The 25,651-nt window shown below is 69.0% G+C and carries 17 protein-coding genes; 13 read left to right on the plus strand and 4 right to left on the minus strand.

What is annotated here, in order from left to right:
* Positions 1 to 2: 2 nt before the first annotated feature.
* The 9 genes from WC815_20430 to WC815_20470 all read left to right on the plus strand — a co-directional run bounded on the left by WC815_20430 (position 3) and on the right by WC815_20470 (position 9,265).
* Positions 3 to 698: an SDR family oxidoreductase gene (locus WC815_20430; protein ID MFA5911149.1), complete on the plus strand. Its 696-nt coding sequence runs from the start codon at positions 3 to 5 to the stop codon at positions 696 to 698.
* Entirely contained in the window at positions 698 to 2,038 is a 1,341-nt protein-coding gene (locus WC815_20435; protein MFA5911150.1) for a fatty acid--CoA ligase family protein, read from the plus strand. The genes WC815_20430 and WC815_20435 overlap by 1 nt, the downstream gene beginning before the upstream one ends.
* Before the next feature lie 68 nt (positions 2,039 to 2,106).
* Positions 2,107 to 2,679, plus strand: coding sequence for a hypothetical protein (locus WC815_20440; protein MFA5911151.1), 573 nt, complete (start codon positions 2,107 to 2,109; stop codon positions 2,677 to 2,679).
* Entirely contained in the window at positions 2,666 to 3,748 is a 1,083-nt protein-coding gene (locus WC815_20445; protein ID MFA5911152.1) for an acyltransferase, read from the plus strand. The genes WC815_20440 and WC815_20445 overlap by 14 nt, the downstream gene beginning before the upstream one ends.
* The gene (locus tag WC815_20450; GenBank protein ID MFA5911153.1) at positions 3,745 to 4,752 is read left to right on the plus strand and encodes a glycosyltransferase family 2 protein; all 1,008 of its coding nucleotides are present in this window, start codon (positions 3,745 to 3,747) and stop codon (positions 4,750 to 4,752) included. The genes WC815_20445 and WC815_20450 overlap by 4 nt, the downstream gene beginning before the upstream one ends.
* Before the next feature lie 21 nt (positions 4,753 to 4,773).
* Positions 4,774 to 5,913 (plus strand): glycosyltransferase family 4 protein, encoded by a 1,140-nt coding sequence (locus tag WC815_20455; GenBank protein MFA5911154.1) that lies wholly within the window; start codon positions 4,774 to 4,776, stop codon positions 5,911 to 5,913.
* On the plus strand, positions 5,910 to 6,401 hold the full coding sequence (locus WC815_20460) for a hypothetical protein (GenBank protein MFA5911155.1): 492 nt from the start codon (positions 5,910 to 5,912) through the stop codon (positions 6,399 to 6,401). The genes WC815_20455 and WC815_20460 overlap by 4 nt, the downstream gene beginning before the upstream one ends.
* Before the next feature lie 11 nt (positions 6,402 to 6,412).
* On the plus strand, positions 6,413 to 7,327 hold the full coding sequence (locus WC815_20465; protein MFA5911156.1) for an aminoglycoside phosphotransferase family protein: 915 nt from the start codon (positions 6,413 to 6,415) through the stop codon (positions 7,325 to 7,327).
* Positions 7,328 to 7,345: 18 nt separating this feature from the next.
* Positions 7,346 to 9,265, plus strand: coding sequence for a hypothetical protein (locus WC815_20470; protein ID MFA5911157.1), 1,920 nt, complete (start codon positions 7,346 to 7,348; stop codon positions 9,263 to 9,265).
* Here the strand turns inward: WC815_20470 and asnB are convergent.
* The 3 genes from asnB to WC815_20485 are packed head-to-tail and all read right to left on the minus strand — an operon-like array spanning position 9,259 to position 13,767.
* On the minus strand, positions 9,259 to 11,190 hold the full coding sequence (gene asnB, locus WC815_20475) for an asparagine synthase (glutamine-hydrolyzing) (protein ID MFA5911158.1): 1,932 nt from the start codon (positions 11,188 to 11,190) through the stop codon (positions 9,259 to 9,261). The two genes, WC815_20470 and asnB, sit on opposite strands and share 7 nt — an antisense overlap.
* Positions 11,191 to 11,194: 4 nt before the next feature.
* Positions 11,195 to 12,400: a glycosyltransferase gene (locus WC815_20480; GenBank protein ID MFA5911159.1), complete on the minus strand. Its 1,206-nt coding sequence runs from the start codon at positions 12,398 to 12,400 to the stop codon at positions 11,195 to 11,197.
* Positions 12,397 to 13,767, minus strand: a complete 1,371-nt coding sequence (locus WC815_20485; protein ID MFA5911160.1) for a putative O-glycosylation ligase, exosortase A system-associated — start codon at positions 13,765 to 13,767, stop codon at positions 12,397 to 12,399. Before WC815_20485 ends, WC815_20480 begins: the two co-directional genes overlap by 4 nt.
* A gap of 237 nt (positions 13,768 to 14,004) precedes the next feature.
* Between WC815_20485 and WC815_20490 the strand changes: the two genes are divergently transcribed.
* From WC815_20490 to WC815_20505, 4 genes are read left to right on the plus strand one after another with little or no spacing between them, the layout of a single operon-like run.
* Entirely contained in the window at positions 14,005 to 15,327 is a 1,323-nt protein-coding gene (locus tag WC815_20490; protein MFA5911161.1) for a glycosyltransferase family 4 protein, read from the plus strand.
* Positions 15,324 to 16,505, plus strand: a complete 1,182-nt coding sequence (locus WC815_20495; GenBank protein MFA5911162.1) for a glycosyltransferase — start codon at positions 15,324 to 15,326, stop codon at positions 16,503 to 16,505. The genes WC815_20490 and WC815_20495 overlap by 4 nt, the downstream gene beginning before the upstream one ends.
* The gene (locus tag WC815_20500) at positions 16,496 to 17,107 is read left to right on the plus strand and encodes an acyltransferase (GenBank protein ID MFA5911163.1); all 612 of its coding nucleotides are present in this window, start codon (positions 16,496 to 16,498) and stop codon (positions 17,105 to 17,107) included. The genes WC815_20495 and WC815_20500 overlap by 10 nt, the downstream gene beginning before the upstream one ends.
* Before the next feature lie 8 nt (positions 17,108 to 17,115).
* Positions 17,116 to 18,381 carry a TIGR03087 family PEP-CTERM/XrtA system glycosyltransferase gene (locus tag WC815_20505; protein MFA5911164.1) on the plus strand — a complete coding sequence of 422 codons (1,266 nt, stop codon included), beginning with the start codon at positions 17,116 to 17,118 and terminating at the stop codon, positions 18,379 to 18,381.
* Here WC815_20505 and WC815_20510 read toward each other — a convergent pair.
* Entirely contained in the window at positions 18,320 to 25,486 is a 7,167-nt protein-coding gene (locus WC815_20510) for a G8 domain-containing protein (GenBank protein ID MFA5911165.1), read from the minus strand. The two genes, WC815_20505 and WC815_20510, sit on opposite strands and share 62 nt — an antisense overlap.
* Positions 25,487 to 25,651 lie beyond the last annotated feature (165 nt).

Genomic DNA, 25,651 nt, shown 5'->3' on the forward strand with positions numbered 1-25,651 from the left:
AGATGCGGCGGGTGATCATCACCGGTGCGACTCGCGGGCTCGGCATGGCCCTGGCCCAGCACTACCTTGACCTCGGCGACGAGGTGTTCGGGTGCGGGCGCACGACGTCGGTCCTCGAGCACCCCAATTACACGCATTGCTGCGTCGACGTGACGTCGGCTGAGGAAGTCGACCACTTCTTCGCGCAACTGCAGGCGCGCGTCGGCATGGTGGACGTGCTCATCAACAACGCCGGCGTCGCCGCCATGAACGCCCTGGTCCTGATGCCGCTCGAGACGGCGCGGCGCATTGTCGACACCAACCTGCTGGGGACTTTCAGCTTCACCCGCGCCGCCGTGCGGCTGATGCGCGAGTCGGGCCACGGCCGCATCGTCAACTTCACGTCGGTGGCCGTGCCGCTGCACCTGGAGGGCGAGGCGATCTACGCGGCGTCGAAGAGCGCCCTCGAAACCTTCACACGGATCGCGGCCCGCGAGCTCGGCCCGTTCGGCATCACCTGCAATGCGATCGGGCCCTCGCCCATCAAGACGGGAATGCTGGCCGGAGTGCCGGAACAGAAGCTGCACGCGTTGATCCAGGCGCAGGCCGTGCGCCGATGGGCCGTGCCGGACGACGTGGTCAACGTGATCGACTTTTTCCTGCGTCCCGAGAGCGGCATGGTCACGGGGCAGGTCATCTACCTGGGAGGAGCCTGCTGATGGGTCACTGGCTGTGCGAGCAGATGGAACGCGCGGGCGCGCGCATCGCGGTGGCCGCCGGAAACGAGGAGACCACCTATCACGGTCTGCTCGCCCGTGTCGGCTGGTGGCGCGACGCGCTCGGCCGGCGCGGCATCACCGGCCGCGTGCTCAGCGTCGAGGGCGACTACGGCGTGGAGTCAATCGCGCTGTTCCTCGCGGCGATGGAGGCCGGCAACATCATCGTGCCGATCTGCACTGCGGCGCGGGCGCACCTCGAGGAATTCGTCGCGGTGGCCCAGATCGAGTGGCGCATCTCGCTGGACGCGGAGGGGCCGGCGATCTGGTCAACCGGCGTGGTCGCCGGCCACGAGTACTATCGCCGGCTGCAAACCGCGGGGTCCGCGGGCCTCGTGCTGTTTTCGTCGGGGTCGACCGGCGCCCACAAGGCCGCCGTCCACGACCTGGGCTTGCTGCTCGAGAAGTTCACCGTGCCGCGCCACAGCTACCGGACGCTGGTCTTCCTCCAGCTGGATCACATCGGCGGCGTCAACACCCTCTTGTACACGCTGTCGAACGGCGGCACGGTGGTCGTCGCCGAGGGCCGCATGCCCAGGCATGTCTGCGAGGCCATCGCCCGGCATCGCGTTGACCTGCTGCCGACGTCGCCGACCTTCCTCAACCTGTTGCTGCTGTCGGAGGAACACCTCCGGCACGACCTGTCGTCGCTGCGCCTGATCACCTACGGCACCGAGCCGATGCCCGCCACCACGCTGGCCAGGGTGCACGCGGCATTTCCGGACGTGCGGCTGCTGCAGACCTACGGCCTGAGTGAAGTCGGCATCCTGCGCTCGCAGTCGCGCGGGCCCGACTCGCTGTGGGTGCGCGTCGGTGGGGAAGGCTACGAGACCAAGGTCGTTGACGGCCGCCTCTTCATCCGCGCCAAGTCGGCGATGCTGGGCTACCTGAACGCACCGAGCCCCTTTGATGCCGATGGCTTCTTCGACACCGGCGACCTGGTGGAAGTGGACGGCGAGTGGCTGCGCATCCTGGGCCGCAAGAGCGACCTCATCAACGTGGCCGGCAGCAAGGTCTTCCCGGTGGAGGTGGAGAACACCCTGCTGGAAATGGACAACGTGGACGACGTGTCGGTGCGCGGGGAGGCGAGCGCCCTGACCGGGCAGTCCGTCGTCGCCTCCGTCCGCCTGGCGCGCGAGGAATCGGCGGCCGAGTTCAAGACGCGCATGCGCATCTTCTGTCGCAATCGCCTGGCGGCCTACAAGATCCCGGTGAAGGTGGAACTGGCGGATCCGGTGTACTCCACGCGGTTCAAGAAGATGCGACAGGGAGTGCGGCCATAGCGGCGGCCGCCCGCCCCCGCCTGCGTCAGGCCATCAAGCGCGGCCTGGATGCCTGTTGCCTCGCGCTGGTGGCGCCACCGGCCTGGATGTGTGCGATCGAGGCCCGTGGCGACGGTGAAGCCGCCTTCGCGTTCTGGTCGCAGCTGGTCGCGTTGGTGCCGGGATCGCCGGGCGTGTTCGTGAGGCGCGCGTTCTATCGGTTGACCCTCGACCGGTGCACGGGCACGTTCTTCGTCGGGTTCGGCGCGATCTTCTCGCACCGCGAGGTCGTCGTCGAGGACTCGGTCTACATCGGCCCCTATGCGATCGTCGGGTCGGCCAGGCTGCGCCGGGGCTGCCTGATCGGCAGCCGTGCCGGCATCATCAGCGGGTCGGCGCTGCACGCGCTGGACGCGAACGGTCAGCGGGCGCCAACCGACCGCAGGCGCCTCCGGCAGGTCGAGATCGGCGAAGGCGCCTGGATCGGGGAGGGCGCGCTCGTGTTGGCCGATGTCGGCCGATCCGCCACGGTGGCGGCGGGCGCGGTCGTGTCCAGCCCGGTCGTGCAGGGCGTCGTCGTGGCCGGCAATCCGTCGCGCTTCGTCAGGCACCTCACGCCTCGTCCGTTGGACCACGAGGGGGCCGCCAGTGCCGCGATGTGACGCGCTCGACTGGCTGAAGGCCATCGGCATCACGCTGGTGGTGTACGGGCACGTGGCGCATGCCTCGACAGTGGCATGGACCCCACCGATCTACGTGAAGCAGCTCGGCGTCTCGTTGTTCCTGTTCGCAACTGGATTCACCTTGGCTCGCGAGCGGCGGCCCGCCGTGGCCGTGCTCGTGAGGCGCCTGTTGCCGGTGTACCTGTACGGGCTGGCCACAGCCGCCGCCATCACCATGATCGGACTGGTGGGGCACACGGGACTGGCGCCAAGCAATTACCTGCCGTTTCTCGGCGGCGCCAATGTGGTGTTCGACCACTTCCCGGCGAATCCGACGACGTGGTACCTCGGGACCTATCTGCACGCTGTGGTCCTGTGGGCCGTGTGGCTGCAGCGAGTCCGCGTCGGTCCAGCGATGATCCTGGTGGCCATCGCGATCGAGATTCCCGCGCGCGCCCTGCTCACGTCGTGGGCCGGACCCTACGTCGCCTACATGCTGTTGACGAACTGGCTCGCGGTGTTTCTCGCCGGCCTGGCGTGGGGCGCCCGGCCGCTTGCGCCGCCGCGTGGCTCAGCCGTTCGGTACCTGGCCGCCCTCGTGGGAGGCCTGGCCGGATGGGCGCTCGCGATGCGGCCGCTTGGATTCACCCCGACGTTTCCGTTCATGACGCTCGATCGCTGGCCGGCGGTAACCGGCGCCGTGGCGGTGTCAGCGGCGGCGTCACTGTTGTACCTGTCGGCGGCCGTGCTCACGTTCGAGGCCGGGCAGCGCGTGTCCGCGCCGCGTCCGGTGCGCTTCCTGGCGCGCAATTCCCTCATCATCGTGCTCGTGCACATGCCGGTGTTCATGGCCCTGAATCCGGTGCTGACCGGACTCGGCTTGTCCTACTGGTCCAAGGTCGCCATCGAACTGGCCTTGTGTCTTCCGGGCCTCGCCGTGTTGTCTGCCGTGATCGTGCGACTGAGTCAGCCGGGCGTGCTCGCCGACCGAGCGCTGTCGGTGTGGTCGGCGCGCCACCCGTTGAGAGCATGTGCCGCCGGACCCATGCCCTCGTTGGAGCATCGATGAAGCCCACTGTTGACGTGATCGTGCCGTGTTTCAACTACGGCTCCTTGCTGGGCACCTGCGTCGCCAGCGTCCTGTCCCAGGTGGGCGTCGCGGTTCGCGTCCTGATCATGGATGACGCCTCCACGGATGACACCGAGGCGGTGGGCCGTCACCTGGCGGTCGATCCGCGTGTGGAATACCGGCGCCATCCGGTCAATCGCGGGCACATCGCCACTTACAACGAAGCGCTGGCGCTCGTGACCGGTGACTACTGCATGGTGCTGTCGGCCGACGACGTCCTGACACCAGGGGCGCTCGGGCGGGCGACGCAATTGATGGAGGTCCATCCGGAGGTCGGCCTCGTCTACGGCGCGGACATTCCGTTCCGCGGCCGGCCGCCGTTGGCGGCGGCCCGCGCCACGGCAGGGCCGCCGCGCATCATCGGCTATCTCGAATTCCTGCGGTCCGCCTGCCGTCTCGGCCACACCGGCATTCAATCGCCGACGGCCGTTGTGCGCACGTCGGTTCACCACCGGATTGGCGACTACCTGGCCGAGTTGCCCCACAGCGGCGATACCGAGATCTGGTTGCGGATGGCCGCCGATTCCAGTGTCGCCCAGGTGGACGCCGACCAGGCGTTCCGGCGCCTCCACGCCGCCAACATGAGCCTGGGCTATTCGCCGGTTCAGCGGCTGGAAGAGCAGCGGCGGGCATTCGAGATTCACTTCCGACGCCAGGAGCCGCTCACGCCGGAACTCGCCACGCTCCAGACGGTGGTCAATCGCACCATCGCGGAGGCGGCGGTCTGGAACGCGGGCCATGTGTTCGACCGCGGCGATGCGAACGGCTGTGAAGCGTTCCTGACGTTGGCGTCGGCGACGTCGCCCGGCATCGAATCCTGGGATGCGTGGCGGCGGCTTCAGTGGAAGCGGCGGCTGGGGCCCGCCGCGTGCCGCCTGATTGCGCCGATTGCGGCGCGCGCGCGCCGCCTGGCCGGGCGACCCGCGAGCGTGGCCGCCTGCTGATGCTCTGACGGGTCAATCGCCATGCGCCACCTGAACATCCTCATCGAGTTGAACAGCGCCGACCTGCGCATCGGCGCGGTGAACGACGCGCTCGACCTCGCGGAGCTGGCGAGACCGTGCGGCGCGCGCTTCGTGCTGTGTGGATCGCTGACCCCGGAGTTTCGCGCCGAGGCCGGGCGACGGGGCATTGAGACCTCGCTGGCGCGCAGCCGCACCTTCTCCCGGCGCGGGCTGGTGCTGTATGGGGCCGACGTGCTGGTGTGGGCCGCCCGGTTGTTGCGGTGGCGCCCCGACGTCGTCCACGTCAACTATTCCGGCTATGGGCCGTCGCTCGCGTGCGCGGCATGGTGGTGCGGCATCCCCGTGGTGTTCCGTGCCGGCGGGCCGTATCTTCGTGGCAACCATTCGAACCAATGGGGTGCGGCGTACGTCGCCAATTGCCGCGCGCACGCGGAAGGGCTGCTGGGATCACCCCTCGCCGACAAGGTCGTGGTCACCGGCGATCTGTTCAGGCCCGAGCGCGTTCGAGCCACCCTGACACCTGAACGCCCCCTGCCGCCCAGGCGCGAAGGCGTCGCCAGGATCACGTTTCTCGGACAGCTGGTCGAGCGCAAGGGGCTGCACGTGCTGATCGAGGCGCTCGGGCGCACGCAGTCGTCCTGCGAACTGCTGCTGGCTGGCGGGGACTGGAGCGCCTCCGGCTATCCGGAGCGGCTCAAGGCGATGGCGTTCGACGCCGGGCTGGGGTCGCGCGTTCACTTCGAGAACCACCGGCAGGATGTCGGCGCCGTCCTGAGCGACGCCGACATCTTTGTCCTCCCGTCATTCAGCGAGGCGAGGCCCCGCAGCATCATCGAGGCGATGTCGCTTGGCCTCCCGGTCGTCGCCAGCGACGCCGGCGGCATCCCGTCACTGGTGGTCCACGAGGAGACCGGCCTGCTCGTGCCTGCTGGCGATGCGGCGGGCCTGGCGCTGGCGATCGATCGGCTGGTGCAGTCGCCGGGCCTGCGCCAACGCCTCGGAGCCGCGGGGCGCGCGCATGCGGAGCGCGAGTGCCGGGCCGATCGGACCGCGCTCGAGTACGTCCGTCTCTACCGCCGTCTCGTCGCCGAACAGCCGTCCGCGCCGAGCCGCCCTTCCATGGCCGGGGCAGGCGCATGACCGCCATCAGCGGCGTCATGATCGGCGGCGCCGGCGGTGCCGGCGGCACGGTCTCGCGCCCCTTGCGCGTGCCGTCGGACGGTGGCCACGCGCTCACCGTGATTGCGCAGGCGCACCCGCTGTGGGCCAGCCTGCGGCCGCTCGAGTGCGCGCTGGAGGACGCCGTGGACGGCGAATGCGTCGCCTACGCCGTGGCCGTGCAAGGGCCGCTCGTCACCCGGTTGATGACGCTGGTCACGTTTCGCCTCCAGCGCGGGCGCGCCAGGCGCGCGATCGTGCGCGGCGGCGGACGGGTCGTCGCCGCCTACGGCGTCGATCCCAGCCTGGAGCAGCCGGCCTGCGTCTATGAGCTCGACACGCCGGCCGCGGCCTATGCCGATCGCTGTGTGCGCCCGCGCGGGCGGGCGCTGCGGCTGCGCCGCCTCGCCACGCGATGGTTCGGCTGCGATCCAGCCCTTGGTGCCGTGCTCGTGGTGGGGCGAAAGTGATGCTGGCCGACGTGGTCCCAGTGGTCCACCAGCTCGCGCCGGGGTTGCTGACGTCGAGCCATCCAAGCGTGGCTTGGATCCGCACGACGCGCGCGAAGTACCTGGTCTTCGACGCCGACGCCACGCGCCCGGTGTGCGTGGTCGAGTTCGGTGACGCGGAGCGGCTGCGCCGCGTTCACGCGATCCTGTTGGAGTTGCATCGGCGGTGTCCCGGGGACGTCCCGCGGCCGTTGGCCAGCGCGCCGTGGGTCGCGGGCACCGCCGTCCACATCCAGGAGGGCCTGCCCGGCGTGCCCTGGTTCCGCCTTGCCGACAGCCTGCCGTCGGCCGACGCCTGGCGGTCGCTGCTCGACCGGGCCGTGGCCGTGATGCAGCGCCTTGATGCGGCGATCATCGCGGTGCCCGCATGGGTGGGCACGGTGGACGTGCGCGAGGCCCTCGCCGAGCAGGTGCGGGTGTCGCGCCGGCACGGAGCGCTGGCGCCACTCCTGCTCCTGCAGGTCGAGAAGTGCGGCGACCGCCTGCGCAGCCTGGCGCCGCTGCCGGCGGTATGGCAGCACGGCGACTTCTCATTGAATAACCTCATGGTGTCGCCGGATTCGATCGCCGTGATCGACTTCGATGACTTCGGCCTCACGCAAGTGCCGCTCCACGACGCCTTTGGCCTCGCGTTGTCATTCCAGTTGTCGCAGGACGGCCAATGCCCGATCGGCGCCGCCGAATGTGTCGAGCGCTGCCTGGCCGCGACGACGTCCTTCGGCCGGCTTGACGACGGCACGGTGCACGGGTTGCTGCTGCACCACCTGCTGTGGCGGATCAACCAGTGCCATGGACATCCGACGCGGGAGCGTCTGCGGGCGTGGCTGACGGCCGCGGTGCAGCGGGTGGTGTGGGCGCCCGGCAACGGGCTGTCGGCGATCGCGTGACGTGATGGGAGCAAATCGATGACGCGGCGCCTGGTCACAAGTATTGTGCTGGCCCTCGTGGTTGCCCTGACGGCGCCGGCCGCGGTCTTCACGGCGGAGCCGCTGGCGACGTACCGGCTCGGGCGAGGGTGGGCGACGTTCGGCCTCGCCCTGCCACAGGGACAGGCCCGGGGCGCGGTCGCCGTGGGGACGCTGCCCACGCAGACTGACGTGAAAACGCGATGGCCGGATGGGTCGATCCGGTTTGCCGTGGTCACCGCGCGTACCCCCGCCGCGGGTGCGTACCCGATTACGCCCGCGGCGCCGGTGGCGGGCGGGGCGCCGGTGACTTGGCCGGCGGCGTCGGTCGAACTCACGATCGGTCCCGGACGATGGCAGGCGCCACTGCCGGGCGCAACCGCGGATCGGTGGCTGGCGGGCCCCCTGGTGAACGAAGCGCGCGCCACGGTGACGCCGCGGCTTCGCGGGCTCGAGCATCCGTTCCTGCGCGTGATCTTCGACGTTCGCGCCTATGCCGACGGCGGGACGCGCCTCGATGTCACCGTGGAGAACACGATCGACACCGCGCTCGCGGCGAACACCGTCTACGACGTGGCGATCACGCTGAACGGCCAGCAGGTGTTCCGGAAGACCGGCGTCGAGCACAAGTACCTCGCGCGCTGGCGGCACGTGTCATCGAGCGGCGTCGAGGAAGCGGCGGTGACCGCCGACCTCCGGCCGTTCGTCGGTGCCCGGGCGCTGCCGCCGTATCTGGCCGGCATCACGGGCCCGCCGCGGACGGTGGCCGGGCCGCAGTTCGAGATCCTCAGGACCGGCGACCTCATGGTGCCGATGAACGCGCATGGTGGCCGGCCCGAGATCGCGCCGTACCCGGATTGGACCGCTCAGTACCTGGTGGAGCAGCGGCCCGACCAGCGGGCCTACGTGCTCCGCCATGGCGAACTGGCCGGCAGTTTCGGCATCCACATCAAGGAACCGGATGCGGTGCGGCTGATCTCGATCGACGAGCACCCGAACTATTGGCTCGATCAGCGCGCGGATCCGGATGGCCGGCCGAAGAGCGGCCTGCGCGGCGTGGCGGAGCCCGGCGACAACGCGCATCAACCGTCCCTGGCGTTTGTCCCGTACCTGATCACCGGCGATCGGTACTTTCTCGACGAGATGAAGTATTGGGCGAACTTCACGTTGCTGTGGACCTTCCAGGACTCCTATTCGAAGCAGCGCGGCGGCAGCGCCGGCCTGCTGGCGTCGAACGAGGTGCGCGGCATCGGCTGGGCGCTTCGCAACCTGGCCGACGCCGCGGCGTACGTGCCGGACAATGACGAGATGCGCGCCTACTTCCGCCAGAAGGTGACCAACAACCTGACCTGGCTCGACGAATATGCCGGGAGCGTGTCGACGCCGCTCGGGACCCTGTTTCCGGGACGCCGGCCGGAAGACGAACAGTGGGCGCCCTACTCGTGGATCGCGCTGTGGGAGCAGGCCTACGTGGCGTGGGCGGTTGACCACGCGCAGCAGCACGGGTTTGGTCCTGGCAGCGTCCTGCGCGATCGCATCGTCAAGCTGCAGCTCCGGCTCTTCACCAGTGAGGGCGAGGGCTTCCCGCGCACGTACGCCGGCGCCTACGTGCTGGCGGTGGGCACCAAGACCGGCTCCGGCATCAAGTACTTCAACACCATGGAAGAGATGTTCCGGGTTACCGACAAGTACGGGAATCATCGGCCGTTCCAGGGGTACTACGGCCCCGAGGCGCGACTGCTGCTGATGATCGCGATGCGGTTGGGACTGGCCGGCGCCCCGGCCGCGTATCAATACCTGTCGAGCAACGTCGGCGCCGACGGCATCTCGATGACAGCGGATCTGCACCGGCGCTCGGGTTGGGCCATTGCCTACGAGGATGCCGCGGCCTCGCGATTGGGATCGATCCGGGCTCAGTAGGGAACTGGAGCCGCGTGGGTGCGGGTCACCGCCGGCTCGACGTCGCCGCGATGGTCTGCCCAGCGGGCCAGCACCCAGAGGGCCCACAACGCGAACGAGTAGTCGCGCCGCCCGGCGCAATGATCGTCCAGCAACCGCCGGACTTCGGCGACATCCACCAAGGTGGGCACGAGCGATGACGGGCCGAGCACATCGGACCGGAACATCTCGAGGCACGGCCCCGCGATCCACCGCCCGATTGGCGCGTCGAACCCGTGCTTGGGCCGGTCAACGACCTGGGCGGGCAGACGGGAGCGGGCCAGCCGTCGCAGCAGGCGCTTGGTCTCGCGGCCCACCAGCTTGGTCGTGGCCGGAATGCGGAAAGCCGCCTCGACGACCCGCCGGTCCAGCAGCGGTGATCGCACCTCGAGGCCGTGCGCCATGCTCATGCGGTCCACCTTCACCAGCACGTCGTTGGGCAGGTAGATCTTGAGGTCCGCGTACTGGGCGCGCTGGATTGCGCTCGCCGACGGGCACCGGCGATACGGCTCGGTCACCTGTTCGAACACCGGGCTGCGCCGCGGATCGCGAGCCGGATCCTGGCCGAGCAACGCCCGCGCCTGAAAGGGCTTCAGCATGCAGAGGTCGGCGTAGTAGGCGGTGGCGTCATCGCGGCCCAGGTTCTCGAGTACGGTGCCGGCCCGCATCCATCGCGGCAGGCGCGTCGAGCGCGGCCAGCGCTCCCCAAGCCAGGCCGCCGTCCGGCCGACCGGTGCCCCAATGTGGCGGCGCACGCGCGACTCCAGGCCGTGGGCCACGTAGCGGGCCGCATACCCGCCGAAGGCTTCGTCGCCGCCGTCGCCGCTGAGGGCCACCGTCACGTGCCGGCGGGCCATGGCCGACAGGTAGTAAGTCGGGATTGCCGACGCATCGGCAAATGGCTGATCGAAGCTGCCGATAATGCGATCGATGACCGGTTCGAGTTCTGGCGTGACCGTGTCGCAGTAGTGCCACGTCCCGATGTGGCGCGCGGTCAGTCCCGCCACCTGGGCCTCATCGTAGATGCCGCCGCCGAAATCCGCGGTGGTACTGATCACCGGCGTGGCCGACGCGTCGCTCATGTACGAGACGACCAGCCCCGAGTCAATGCCGCCGGACAGGAACGCGCCGATGGGCACCTCGCTCTCGAGGCGCTCGCGGACCGCGCTGCTGAGGAGTTCCTCCAGGTCGGGCAGCACCTGCGATTCCGGCCGCGTGTCGCTATCGAAGTCCTCGACGTCCCAATACTGTTGGACGTCCACGCCGCCGCGCCGCAGCCTCAGGCGGTGACCGGGCTCGACCTGGTGGACGTGCCGGTAGATGGTCGCGGGTGCGAGGAAGTAGCCGAGCGACAGATAGCCCTCGAGCGCCGACAGGTCGATTGCCGGATCCCATGCCGGGCTGTGGCGAATCGACTTGATCTCGCTCGCGAAGTGCAGCGCGCCGCCCAGCACCGCGTAGTAGAGCGGCTTCTTGCCAAGCCGGTCTCGCGCCAGTAGAGCTTCGCCGGTGACCGCGTCGTAGAGGGCGAATGCGAACATCCCTTCGAGGTGGTTGACGCAGTCGGCCCCGTATTCGTCGTAGGCGCGCAGGATGACTTCGGTATCGGAGACCGTGCTGAACGTATGCCCGCGCGCCATCAGGCGCGTGCGAAGCGAGCGGTGGTTGTAGATCTCGCCGTTGAAGACGATCCACCGGGTGCGCTCCGCGTTCGCCATCGGCTGGTCGCCCCCGGCCCGGTCGATGATGGCCAGCCGGCGATGGCCGAAGGCGACGGCAGGGCCGGTGTAAATCCCATCGCCGTCGGGGCCGCGATGGGCGAGCGCGGCGGTCATGGGCCCGATCGCCGCGCGGAGGCGCGGGTCGAGCGAGCCGTCGATCGCAATGGTGCCGCAGATGCCACACATAAGGTCAGTCCAGGAGCCGGCGATAGAGCTGCGCGTACTCGGCGACCATGCGCTGCTGCGTGAAAGACGTCTCGACGCGCTGGCGTCCGAGCGCGCCGAACCTCGAACGGGCAGACGGGTCGGCCGCCAGCGCGATCAGCGCCTCAGCCAGGCGGCCGTGGTTGCGCACGGGCACGAGCACGCCGGTGGCCCCGTCGGCCAGTACTTCGGGGGTGCCGCCGGCCGCCGTGGCCACCACCGGGATAACGGCGGCCATCGCCTCCAGGATGGTGATCGAGATGCCTTCGCTGATCGAGCTGTTGACATAGATGTCGGCGGCGGGCAGGAGCGCGCGGACGTCGGGGCGAAGGCCAAGAAAGCTCACGGCGCCGGCCAGGTCCGGCCGCGCCGCCCGCGTTTCAAGAGCGGCGCGTTCGGGGCCGTCGCCGACGATGAGCAGCCGGGCGGTGGGCACCGCCGCCCGCATTTGGGAGAAGGCCTCGAGCAGCGACGGAAAATCCTTGACCGGGTCCAGCCTGGCCACGCTGATGGCCACCACTGCCTGGTCGTCGAGGCCGAGCAGGGCCCGCGCGCGGCGGCGGTCGGCGGGTGCCGGCCGCGCCGCCGCCTCGATGCCGTTGTGAATCACTTCGACGCGGGCGCGCGGAAAGCGCGCGTCGATCATGTGGTGCCTGAGCTCGTCGGAGACGGCCACGATCGGGCCATCGAACCGGGACAGCAGCGGATTCACGAGTCTCCGCTTCCAGGAGGGCGGTGCGTCCGACAGCCTCCCGTGTTCGGTGTAAACCAGCTTGAGCCGCGGCTGCCAGTACTTGGCGAGCCGTCCGTACACGAACGGCGAGTATTGGTGGCAGTGCAGCAGGTCGATGCGGCGCTCGAGCGCGAGTCTCGCGATGTGCCTGCCGATCTCGGGGCGGAACCCGCGGCGACGATTGAGTGCGATGACCTCGATGCCCCGGTCCAGCAGTTCACCGGCCCACGCTCCCTGGTCATCAAGGCAGCACACCGAGACGTCAAATCCGTTCCCGAGCCGGCGGCAGATGTCGATCACCAGCCGCTCCGTGCCTCCGGGCGCCAGGCTCAACACCACCTGCATCACGCGCGCCGAGGCCCGGGGCCTCGGCGTCGGGGCCGCCGCCGCCGGCGCCTGTGGCGCCTCGTCCTCCCTTGCCTGGCTGCGAACCAGGACCGGATACGCCTGCCGGGTCATACCCGCGCACCTCGCGAGGCCGCGAACGATTCGACGGCGCGAAACGCCAGCGGGCCTCGGACGACGGGCGCCGGCGCGGCCGCGGATTCCGGTTGCTGTTGCGACGCGCGGTCTAAGGCGGCGATCATCGCGAAGGTCAGCCACGTCAGGTCGTTCAAGGCGAGGGCGAGGAACGCGCCCCCGGTCACGAAGCCGACCATTGAGGTGAGCAAGGCATTGGCCATGGTGAACAGGAATCGCTGGCGCTGCGGTGAGTGCTTCGGATCGCGGGAACGCGCCCGAATGCGGAGGCAGGCGAACGCCGCATAGCCGAACATCGCGGCCCAGATGGAGGCTCCGAACAGGCCGAGCTCCGCGAACACCTGCACGTGCGAACTGTGGACCGAGCGCCGCGATCCGTACCGGCCGTAGGTCGTGTCGAAGGCGTCGTACGCCTGTTCGTATTGGCGCAGGCCCACGCCCAGCGGATGTTGCAGGCCCATTTGCAGGCCGACCTTCCAGAAGTGCGGCCGGCTCATCGCCGAGTCTTCGCCAATCTCGTCGTAGGTCCGGATGGTTTCCAGCCGATCCAGGTAGCTTTGGGGGATTGGCACGAAGAGCGCCGCAAGCGTCAGCACGGAACTGAGCGCGATTAGCGCCGGTATGCGGCGGCGCTGCAACAGTACAAACGCCAGTGTCGCCGAGGCCAGCGCGACGAAGCCGCCGCGGGAATAGGTGCCGATCACGGCGAGCACGCACAGCGGCAGGAGGAAGTACAGGCCGCGTCGAAGCCACGGGAGCCACCGGCCGCTGTAGAGCGCCCCGACGTTCTGCGCGGTCACCAGCAGGAGCGGCAGGATCATCACCGTTCCCAGCGCGTAGCCGTTGTTGTCGATGAACGCGCCGGAGAGGCCGTCCGCAAATCGTGTTCCGCCACCGACCGCGTAAGCGAGCCCCGCCTTACTTGCGTGGAACCCGAGCGACAGGGCAACCACCCCGACGACTCCCGACAGCCGCTTGTCGTCGGACGCCAGGGTGACCAGGAGCATGCACGTCACGAACAGGCGAAAGACGAAGTCAACCCAGGGCCAGCCGAGGTCCGGGCGAACCGCCGTGAACTGTGACAGCAGCGTGGAGGAAAAGAACAGGGTCATTCCGACGCTGAGCGGGTGGGTCACATTCGGATAGCGGCCGGCGACCAGCGCCGGTCCGAGCAGCACCAGCCCCAGCACCATCGACAGCCGGAGGCTGGTAATGTCGATCCAGATCCAATCCTGGGGCCGAAAGAGCGCGAACCACAGGTACATGAGCAGTGCCCAATAGCGGCTGCGCAGGGCGGCATAGAAGCCCGGCACGAAAATCGACAGGATAAAGAGCGTTCGCAGCATGCGGTGGCCGCCGCACGCCAGGCGCCGGCAACGCCTGCGGAGCAAACTCGTCGCCATGTCGGTGCCGCGCGGGTGGCGGAAACGCCGCGAAACTCGCCGATGTCACGCGCATTTTGGGGGCAGTCTGCCTGGAGGCAGACTTCTGTCGGCGCGACGGGCGAAATCGGCCTTGCGGACGGGCTTGGGGGATCGTGGCGCCTTTAAATAGGCGGCCGAGGTTGGTACGGCAATCGCAATGTGGCGGACGTGCGTCACTTCTCCAACAACGATCCGCGGTGGCCCGATGCGACGGGCCTCCCCTCGGTCCTGGCCGTCACGAGCGAGGTGCCGTGGCCGCTCGACTCCGGCGGCCACCTGCGCACCTATCACTTGTTGCGGGCCCTGGCCCGGCGGATGGAGGTGCGGCTCGTGGTGCCTGCGGCACCCGATCGGGTCGGCGTGAGCCGGGCCGCGCTGCGGGGCGCCGGGGTCCAGCCAAGCGTGGTGGCGCTGTCGCGGCGGACCCTGGCCGGCGAATCGGTGACGGCCCTGCGCGCGGCGCTGGACCGCGAGCCCTATGTCCTGTTCGCGCGTCATCGCCGTCCGCTCGTGCGTCAAACGCTGCAGCAGCAAGTCGTCGGTCGCGCGCCTGCCGCCGTGTATCTCGACCACCTCGATTCGCTGGTGTACGCCGACGCCTTTCCGGCGCTGCCGCTGGTGGTGGACATGCACAACGTCTACTCGCGGCTCGCCTCGCGCATGGCGGGGGAGTCGGCGAGCGCCCTGCGCCGGCGCTATCTCGAGCGGGAATCCGTCCTCCTCGAAAGGATGGAGCGCCGCGCGGTCCGCATGGCGCACACCGTGCTCGCCGTGTCGGACGACGAGGCGCGCTACTTTCTGGAGCTCGGCGCGCGCAACGTGGTCGTCGTGCCCAACGGCGTGGACTGTGACGCCTTCGAGGCGTTGCCGGTGGGGCGGCGCCAGGGACCGCCGACCCTTTTGTACGTCGGGTCGCTCGCCTGGCCGCCCAATGTGAGCGCCGCGCACACCCTCGCCACCGAGATTCTGCCGGCGGTGCGCCAGCACCTGCCGGACGCGCGGGTCGTGATTGTCGGCCGGGATCCGGGGCCGGAACTGCTCGCCCTGGCGCGGCCGGGCGCCAACGTCGAGGTCGCCGGGAACGTGCAGGACGTGATGCCCTACTACCGCAATGCCCATGTGCTGGCCGTGCCACTGCAGTCGGGCGGCGGCACGCGACTGAAGATTCTCGAAGCCTTCGCCGCCGGCGTGCCGGTGGTGAGCACGCCGGTCGGATGCGAAGGGATTGCCGCCATCGGCGGGCGCGAACTGGAGATTGCCGGGCGCGAGGACTTCGCCGCCGCAATTGTCCGCCTGCTGACGATGCCGGAGCACGCTCGCATGCTGGCCGACCGGGCCCGCGCCCTGGCCCGGCGGCAATACGACTGGTCGGTCGTCGGCGCGCTGGCCTGCGATGCCGTGTTGCGCGCAGCGGCGCCGGGCCACATGGGCCTTTCGGCGTGGAACCCTCCGAACGTCGAACGGCGCGTGCCCGTGTCATGACGCCAAGAGCCGTGCACATCCTCGAACTGCGCAGCGTGGTCGGGGCCGGCGGTGGGCCGGAGAAGACCATCCTGCTGGGCGCGCAACGCTCAGACCCGCGGAAGTTTCGCGTGACGGTGTGCTACCTCCGCGACGCGCGCGATCAGGGGTTCGCCGTGCGCGAGCGGGCCGAGGCCCTCGGCGTCGACTACGTCGAGATCGTGGAGCGGACGTCGTTCGACGTTCGCGTGTGGCGCGCGCTGCGGCGGCTGGTGCGCGCACGCGGCATCGACATCATCCATGCGCACGACTACAAGACCGACTTGCTGGCGTTGATGATCGCCAGGGCGGAGGGCATCGTCCCGGTGGCGACCGCGCACGGATGGACTGGCCACAGCCGGCGCGAACGCTGGGTCTATTACCCGTGCGACAAGCGCGTGATCCGCGCGTTCCCGATCGCCGTGGCCGTGTCGTCCCAGATCAAGTCGGACCTGGTTCGGGCGGGGATGCCGGCCAGCCGCGTCCGCGTCATCCTCAACGGCATCGATCACACCGCGTTCCGCCGGGATCGGACGCGCGAGACGGCGGCGCGGCGCGAACTGCAGCTCGATGACGCCGACCTCGTCATCGGGTCGGCCGGACGGCTCGAACCGCAGAAGCGGTTCGACCTCCTGATCCGCGCCGGCGCGACGCTGCGGGATCGTCATCCGCGGCTGCGGCTACTGATTGCGGGCGAGGGGAGCATGCGCCCGGAGCTCGAACGACTGGCCGGCGAGGTCATGCCCGCGGGGGCGTGCAGGCTGCTGGGCCACCGTTCTGACATTCGGCCCCTGCATCATGCGCTGGATGTGTTCGTCCAGTCCTCGGACTATGAAGGCACGCCGAATGCGGTGCTCGAGGCGATGGCGCTCGAAACCCCAATCGTGGCGACGGCGGCTGGTGGCACGGCCGAAATCGCCGAGCCTGCCACGCACGGCCTGATCACGCCCACCGGCGATCTGCAGGCGTTGGCGTCGGCGATCGACAGGGCCCTGTCGGAACCCGGCGAGACCGCGGCGCGCGCGCGGCGCGCGCGCCTGCGGGTGGAAACCACCTTGTCGTTCGCCGCCCGCATGAGCGCCCTCGAGGCCATCTACGAGGAGGCGATCGGAACGCGTGCGCGGCGTCCCGCGTTGGCGGTGGCAGGGCGATGCGCATAACACCCAGGGAGGCCCTCAAATCCGCGGCCCGGGGAGCGGCGCACGTGCTGGTGTCGCCGATCGCAGTGTCGTTCAGCATTCGCGCCTGGCTGATTGGCCGGGACCGTGCCCTGATGGCCTCGACCCAATGGCTGGCGATGGTGCCGGGTCTGCCGGGGCAGTACCTCCGGCGCGCGTTCCTTCAGCACGCGCTGGCCGGGTGTCATCCCACCGTGGTCGTCGAGTGGGGTACCACGCTGTCGCGCGCGGGCGCCCGGCTCGATCGGGACGTGTATATCGGCCCGTCGTGCCACCTCGGGCTGGTCCATGTCGAGCGCGACGTGTTGATGGCGGCCGGCGTGCACGTGCCAAGCGGGGGCAGCACTCATGGGATTGACGACGTGTCGGTCCCGATTCGTGAACAGCCGGGGCGGGAGCGACTGATTCGGATCGGGGCCGGAACCTGGATTGGATCCGCGGCGGTCGTGCTGGCCAATGTCGGTGCCGACACCGTCGTCGGCGCCGGTGCCGTGGTCACGCGCGCGCTGCCGGCCGGCGTGGTTGCCGTCGGTGTGCCGGCGCGCGTGCTACGGACGCGGCTGTTGCGCCAAGAGGCTATATGAAGATTCTCGTGCTCACACATCGGCTGCCCTTTGCACCCAACCGCGGCGATCGCATCCGCGCGTATCACATCATCAAGGAACTGTCGCTGTGGGCCGACGTCCACGTCGTGTCGCTGGCCCACGACCGCGATGAAGCGGCGGAGGCCGCATCGCTGGAGCGCGCGGGCGTTCAGGTGTCCATTGCCCGGGTTCCGCGGGCGCGCAACCTGTGCCGCGCCGCCGCCAGCCTGTGGACCGACACGCCGCTGACCCATTCGCTGCTCAACGCCCCGGCCATGCGCCGTGTGTTGTCCCGTGCCACGCGGGACGGCCGGCCCGACGTGGTGCTGGCTTACTGCTCCGGTGTGGCGCCCCTGGCGCTGGTGCCGCCGCTCGCCGGCATCCCCCTCGTGCTCGACCTGGTGGACATCGACTCGGCCAAGTGGGCCGGCTACGCAACGACATCGTCAGCGCCGCGGTCGTGGATCTACCGCCGCGAATCGCGGTGCCTGTCCCGGTTCGAGGCGCGCGCGGCGCGAGCCGCCTTCGTGACGACGGTCGTGAATGACCGGGAAGGTGATGCGCTGCGCCGATTCTGCCCGGATGCGAGGATCGAGGTCGTGCCGAACGGCGTTGACCTGGAGTCCATGCGCCCCGGCGACGAGCCGGCGTCGGAACCGCGGGTGGTGTTCTCCGGTGTCTTCAACTACGCGCCGAATACGGAAGGGGCGCAGTGGTTCGTGCGCGAGGTGTGGCCACGCGTGCGCGCGGTGCTGCCGAACGCGCAGTTGACGCTGGCAGGGGCGTATCCGACCCGCGCCATCCGCGGGCTGGCGTCGGCAGACCCTTCCATCGAGGTGACCGGCAAGGTGGCGGACATGCGCCCGTACCTGTGGCGGTCCGCCGTATCGGTGGCGCCGATCTTCCAGGCCCGGGGAGTTCAGAACAAGGTATTGGAGGCCGTGGCCGCCGGCCTGCCGGTGGTGGTGACGCCGGCGGTGTGGGACGGCCTGCCACCGGATGTCATCCCGGCGTGCCGACTGGCCGCGGATCCCGAGACGTTTGCAAGGGCCGTGGTGAGCGTGTTGTTGATGTCGCCCGCCGATCGGCGCGGCATCGCGGCGCGCGCGCGCCTGTCCGGGTTGTCCTGGCCGCTCCGCCTGGCCCCGTTAATGGACCTTGTCGAGCGTGCCGCCGGCAGTCGTGCCGGCAGCACGGTCTCGAGTGACAGCGTTACTTCACGATCTCAATGGCCGCAAGATTCCATCGATTCAGTCGCGGCTGTGTTGCGTTGAGTTCGACGGTCGTGCCCGCGTAGGGCACCTTGCTGGTGAAGGTCTGCACCCAGAAAGTGTCGTTGATGCGGCTGTCGACCCATTCGTGGACCATCACCTGGCCGGCCCCGAGGGTCCGCGCCACCGCACCGTCCCAGTCGTTGCCCACCGCGTAGACCAGCGACCCCGCGCGTGTCGTGGTCAACACGATGTGTGGTGCCTCGTCCATCGCGTTGGCCTGGACCACGCTGCCGACCCCCTTGGCCCCCTTGAAGGCCACGACCGTCAGCGACTGATCGAAGCCCGCGCGGGACGGTGTCGAGGTCACGCGAACGCCGGTCAGCGGCGCCACGAGCTTGGTCCACCAGATCTCCGACGAGCCGGCCTGGATGTTGGCACGAAGCGCGCGCTTCCACGTCAAGCCCCCGCCGGTGACGGTCAGCGCCTGCCTGCTGGCCTGCGGCCCGCTCGATGCCGCGAAGGCCACGAGGATGTCGCCCGCCGCCGATGCGCCCAGGGCACCAGTCGTCAGCGTGCCCGTGCCATTCGCGGTGATCGTTTGGCTGACGGCGATTCCATCGGCCGGCGGCGGTGGTGGCGGCGGCGGAGCGGTCATCGCCGTGAACGTGTAGTCCACCGGCTGCCACGCGCCGTTGATTTGTGACGACAGGCGCACCCAGATGGCGCTGCCGTTGTCGGGCAGGCCCACGACCGTCGCCGACAGGTTGGCCGAGGCCACACCTGCGAAGAGGTTGCTGCCGCCAGCCGTGGTGCCGACATCGAGCCGGTAGGCGGTGACGCCGGTGCCGGCGCTCCACGCGAACGTCTGGCTCGTGGCGGTGAACACCGCACCAGGCGCCGGGCTGACCAGCGCCGCGGGGACGGCGGGTGGTGGCGGTGGCGGCGGCTGTGAGCCCGGGTAGAAGTCGAGCGCCCAGCCGGCGCGTTCGCCGAGGTCTGGCACGCTGCCCCACGCGGGCTGCACCGCCAGGAACGGCCACAGGTAGTCATACGCGTCCTGCGCGCCGGACCAGCCGCTCTCCACGCCGATCATCAGGTTCAGCCGCGCTTCGGGTCCGTAGTATCCGGTGAACGGCCGCGTCTGGCCCTGTGTCGCAGTCCAGATGTCGCCCATCGTCTGGTGGAAGATGAAACCGCTCGCCGTCGGCGTGCCGACACCCACGACGTTAGGCGCCGCGGCAGACCGCGGATACGCAGGTTCGCTGTTGAACAGCCGCACCTGGAACCTGGCGATGGCATCGCGGTGCGCGAGACCGCCGGAGAACCCTTGTTGCCACGCGCGATCGATCGCGTAGGCGAGGTAGTTCTCTTCCCAGAGCCCGCGATACTCCGGGCCTTCGGGACGCTTATTGAGCCAGAGCACCGTGAACGGATTGGTGTTCGGGTCCTGGCTATTGGCGTAGGCATCGAGCCACCGCAGGTTGTTGGTGACCTTCTGCGACAGGTACGCCTTCATGGGCGAGGTGTCGGGGTAGTAGGCGGCGGCGTCCACCATGTTGCGGAGCGCCCAGCCGAACCCGCGCACCTCGTTGGACTGGAGGATGCCCTGCGACGATCGCACGCCGTCGGCGTTGTAGGTCCGCAGCATGCTGTAGTTCGCCCAGAACGCCATCTCTTCCGCGTAGTAACGATCGCCGGTGAGGAGATACGGCACGTAAGCGAGCGACGGCTGATGCGCGTTGTCGGGAATCAACGGGCTCTGGCCCGGTCCCGGCGTGGTGGACCCGTATTCCCTGATTGGGAGGGGCGTGCCATGGACGTAGTCGACACCGGTGCCCTGGGCACGGCCGTCGAACCAGATGCTCGGCCGCTGGTCGAGCGACACGTAGCGTTCGGCGCCGACACCGCTCGCGGCGCCGTCTTCCGCTTCGCGCACGTGAATCGGCCAGGAGCCGGAGAGGTCGCCATTGGCGAGCACGAAGTCGCGCTGGGTCGCGTCACGGTGGACCAGATAACGCGCGGTCCAGTCGGGGTACGGTGCCAGTTCCGGGCGCCCGCCGTGACCGGGCATGTTCGCAATCAACGCGCCCGGTTGCAGGATGTCGAACGACGAACCCGTCGGCGCACTGACCTGGTTGGTCACCAGCGGCAGGTACGGCGGCAGGGCGCGCGTGTCGTAGTAGGGCGCGAGGTCGGGTGTCACTTCCGCCGGCGAGGTCGGGCCGACCTGGAAGATCTTGCGCCACCGCGTGAGGTAGTAGTGCTGGACGGCGGCCTTCGTGAAGACGGCCTGGCCGTTCACCACGATGACGGCATCGTAGGTGACCGTCGTCGCGCCGGAGCGATCCAGCAGGTTCTCCACCGACACGTCCACGCGGGCCTGCCCGTCGGTGAACCTGCGGCGGTCGAAGTTCACGCGCAGGAAGGGATGCGCGGTGCCGTCACCCGACACCGGGGCAACCACCTGGCGGTCTTCGCGGACCAGCGGTCCGGAGAGCCAGAGGTCGGCCGACGCGGCGGCCGGGAGCGTCGCGGTGTAGGCGGCCGCGCCAATCGTCAAGCTGACCGAGGCGTCCACCGGCGCGGGCGTAAGGCTCCCGCCTGCAGCGCTGGTGGCCGACAGCGGATAGGCGCCGGTGGCCGGCACCAGGACCGTCACGACCGCGAAGCGGATCGACCCGTCCGGCCAACGGTTCTTCACGTCGGTCTGCGTGACCAGTGTGCCGACCGCGAGTCCGCCGGTGGCGACACCTTGCGGCACCGCCTGTCCGAACGTAGCCCACCCGGCCGTCAGCCCGACGTTGGCGAACGGCGGACCCTGCGGGTCCGTCGCGACGGTGACAGTGGCCGTGGCGGTGGCCGAACCTGCGGCGCTCGTGGCGGTGAGGGTGTAGGTCGTCGTCACGCCGGGCGCCACGCTCGTGGTGCCCGAAGCGGTGACGCTGCCAACGCCGTGGTCGATGGTGACGGACGTGGCGTTCGACGTGGACCATGTCAGGGTGGCCGTGTCCCCGGAGGTAATCACGGCGGGCGCGACAGACAGTGTCGCCGTGGGCAGCGGGGGAGGAGGCGGCGGTGCGCTCACCGTGACGACGGCCGTGGCGGTCGCCGAACCGGCGGCGTTGGCCGCCGTGATGGTGTAAACGATGGTCGCCGTTGGTGAGACGGTCTTCGTCCCTGCGGTGGCCACGGCGCCGACGCCCTGGTCAATGCTGACCGAGGTGGCGTTGGCGGAGGACCACACGAGTGACGCCGTGGAGCCGAGCACGATCGACGCAGGCGACGCGACCAGCGTGACCGTGGGCATCGGCGGTGGTGCGGCGCTCACGGCGAACGACGTGGCCGCCACCGTGTATGGTCCGTTCCCTTCGGTCCAGATCAGGCCCACCTGCTGGTTGCCGACCATCGGCGAACCGGCGATGTAGTTGCGATTCTGGCTGCCGGTTGCGGTGCCCGGCACCGCGGCCCACGGCGTCCACGACGAGCCGTCGAACTGCGCATACAAGACGGAATTGGCCGCGTCCGTATTGACGTAGAACAGCCACAGCCGGGTGCCGTCCGTGGCGCCGAACAGGCCGGCGCCGGCCTTGAAGGCCTGGCCTGCGCCGAAGGCGGGCGGCGCCACCGGCATGGCGGACCAGGTGTTGGTGGCGGCGTTGTACGAGGCGCCGTCGATGCCGTTGCCTGCCGCCTTCGCGCGGAAGGCGAAGATCGACGTGGCCGACGCCGGGACGAGCGCCCAATCGTTCTGGTTGATGAGCGCGGCCGAGGCGAACACGCTGCCGTCGCCCGGGGCCTGGCTGCCGATCGGCACGCCCGGCCAGGAGCCGTTGGCGTTCGAGCGCTTGTAGCCCAGGTTGGTCAGCCCCGGCTCGGTGGCGCTGCCCGGAGGCGTGCAGTTGTAGCCGCATGACTGGCCGCCGCCGTTGTCGTAGACCGCCAGCATCAGGTTATTCGCGAGCGGCGCGAACGCCAGGGAGTTGACCTGGTTGATCATGCTGTTGTCGATCACCGACACGCCGGAGAACCCGCTCGTCCAGGTCGCTCCGGTGTCCGCGTTGGCCGACTTCCTGGCGTTGGCATCAATCTGCTGTTGAAGATTGGGACCCGCGCTGTGGATGTACTTGCCGGTGGAAACACCAACCACCGAGGTGCCCGGTCTGGCCCACGTCGCACTCGGCTCGACGGAGTAGTTCCACGACGCCCAGGTAATCGAGGTGCCGGTCAGGACGGCCCGGATGTGTCCCGTGACCGCATCCTGTCCGTCGTACGACATGTTCACCTCGGCATGCAGCACGTCGGTCGGGTTGTTGTTGATGTAGGCCACGCCAAGCGCGCGCCCGGATCCCATCGATCCGTTCGGACTGAAGCCTGCCGCGACCGAGGCGCCGGGGCTGTCCGGCCCGGGCGTCCACGTCGCCGTCGCCAGGTCAGATCCCGACGATCGGTACGACTTGACGACGTGGTTGGATCCGCCCTGGCCATCTGCCGCCGAGGTCAGCGTGAACAGCCACCACACGCCGGAGTTGGCCGCATACACCAGGTGCGACTGGGCAGAGTGTCCCGTCGCATCGCCAAAGGCGCCGGCGATCTGGCTGCCGACGATGACCGGCGTTCCCGACGGCGGCGGAGGCGGTGGCTCTGTGGCGCCGACGGTCACCGTAACGCTGGCCGCCGCCGTGCCGGTGGAGTTGGTGGCAGTGAGAATGTAGGTGGTCGAAACTGTCGGCGAGACGCTTCGCGTTCCCGAGGTGGCGACGCTGCCGATGCCCTGGTTGATGCTGACCGACGTGGCGTTGGTGGTCGCCCACGTGAGGGCGGCGGACTGGCCCGCGGTGATCGATGCCGGCGAGGCGCTCGCCGTGACGGTGGGCGGCACGGGACCGAGCGCGGCGATTGGGCAGAGCAGACCGTTGATCCCAGCCCGGGTCGTCGGCGTGCACGAGCCCGGTGGCCGCGGCAAGACGGACGTGTTGGTGTGGTAAATCTGGAAGTTGTCGGTGGCGACGCCGTTGTAGGCGTAGACGCGCGCCTCATCCAGTTTGCTCAGGCACTCCGGGGCATAGCCCACATCACGAACCATGGCGATGTTGTTGAGACTGCGTCCCGGCGGCGCCTCAAACCGGGTGTTGGTGATCACAACCAGTTTGTTCTGCATCCAGCAGCCGTTGACCGACCCATTGGTCGGGATTTGCATGTTGTTGTCGTTCCGCAGATAGGTCGCCTCGACGGTGAGGTTCGGTTCCGGCCCAAACCCGGCCTCCGGGAACGCAATCCCCTCGTCCATCCCTTGAATGTCCGAATTGCGGATGATGATGCCCTTGGTCGAATAGTCCGCGCCGTAGATCCCGTTGCCGCAGCACCGGCTCGCGGAGCTGAAATTGCCCCTGATGATCAACCCGTCGAACGTGATCTTCTGCGACGGATAGTGGTAGACCGCCTTGTTGTAGACGTGCCAGATCTTCAGGTCCTTGACCACGCTCTCTTGCGCGTTGGCGTAGGGCTGGGGATCGAGCGAGTTGACCCACCAATACGTGAATCCGCCCTGCATGGCGCCGTAGGCTTCGTTGTTCTCGAACTGCAGGAACGGCAGGTTGTTGCCGTTGCGCGTCGTGAACTGGCCGGCCACGGCCGGGTCGGCGCCCTTGAAGTTCGGCATGGCGACGTTGCCCAGCCGGATGAACTGATAGACAAACCCGTAGGCGGCCTCGGTGGTGGGGTTCTGAAAATTGGCCGCGACGTTGTTGCGGACGTAGTTGTTGGGCCCCCTGAACCAGAAGCCGGCGCCTTCCGTGCCCATCGCGCTGCGCGCCTCGTCAACCCCGTTGTTGGGCTCGCCGATGCCGCGCAGCGCGAAGTTGTGGTCGAACAGGTTGAAGCTCTCGGAGCCGTCCTCGGTCACGATCGACGAGCCGTTGTAGTTGTAGACGACGTTGTCCTGGATCAGCCCGTAGTGGCTGTTGTGGACGGCGATGCCCCACTTGAACTGCGTCTCGACGGACCCGCCGTCCACGGCGTTGCCGACCAGCGTGAACTGGTAGCCGCTCGCCGGCGTCGGTAGCGGGCCGCGGTTATGATGCATGTGGATCGGATAGCGCCCGATCACGTTGGTGGTGGTGTTCAGCGGCGTGTACTTCGTGCGCCCGAGATCGCGGAACAGGGTGTAGCGGATGTCGGTGTCGGCGGTGTGGACCGAGATGAAATGCCCGCGCGTCCCGGTCGCGCTCTGCGAGCGAATGCTGGCATTGCGGCTGAGATTACCGACGTGCGGCAGGAACGCGAGCACGCCGTTCAGGTCGCGCGCGCCGAGGTGGTCGAACCGCAGGGCGGCGGTGAGCGTCACGGTGCGGGCGTCGGCCGACAGCGACTGGACGGTCAGCTCCTCCCATTGGTTCTGCGCATTCATCCAGCCGCCGCTGGTGGTTTCGCTTTCTTTCATGTGGCGCGTGTCGGGGATCACAAGCCGATCGCCCGGCCGCCATCCGGACACCGGTTCTGACAGCGTCACGGTGGTGTGCCCGGCGCGCGGCTCGACCGCGAGCCGCAGGAACGTGGTGCTCATCGCCGCGCCGTGCATCGTGAACTTGCCGAAGTTGATGATCCCGGTCCCGAACTGATCGGGGTCGGCGACGCCGCTGCCGAGCGGGGAGTTGGCGATGACGATGTCCGCCGTGCGGCCGACCGCGATCGGGTTGGCGGCGGTGCCCATCTCGAGGTGCCCGACTTGCGTCATCGACGGCATGCCGTGGTCGCCCATCACCATGAGGTTGGTCACCATGAGCCGGGTGTCCACCTGCGGGTCAAACCGGAGCGTGCCGTGCACGGCGATGGTGTAGGCCACCGCGGAAGTGCCGGCGATCGTCACAGTGTGACCGGGATCGACGTGGACGACCTGGCCGGCGGTGGGCACTGCGCCTCCCTGCCAGCTGGCTGGGTCCGACCAGTCGCCGCTCCGTGCGCTGCGAACGGTTGGGCGCGACGTGTCCTGGGAGAAGTCCGGAATGTTATGAGGCAGGGCGGTCTGGGCTGCGGCGCCTGTGGCGTAGCCGAGTATCGCAAGCGTCAATAAGAACCGCCACAGCGGCCGCCTCAGGAATGGTCGTGCAGATGTCGACGGTGGAGGACTGGCGATGGCGCCGGGGTACGGCGCGTTGTGCAAGTACATGCGACGTGGCAGGGCAAGCGCCGCGCCACACGATTCTCCAAGTGACCGATAGGACAGTTGATGACTCTGGGGCCGTCAATTCCACAGCAGCAGACTGTGCTCGGGTCACTGAGGCGGCAGGTCAGCATCAATTTCGTAAGGCGCCCGACTGTTCTGGGGAACCGG

Source organism: Vicinamibacterales bacterium, from assembly GCA_041659285.1.
GTDB lineage: Bacteria > Acidobacteriota > Vicinamibacteria > Vicinamibacterales > UBA2999 > 12-FULL-67-14b.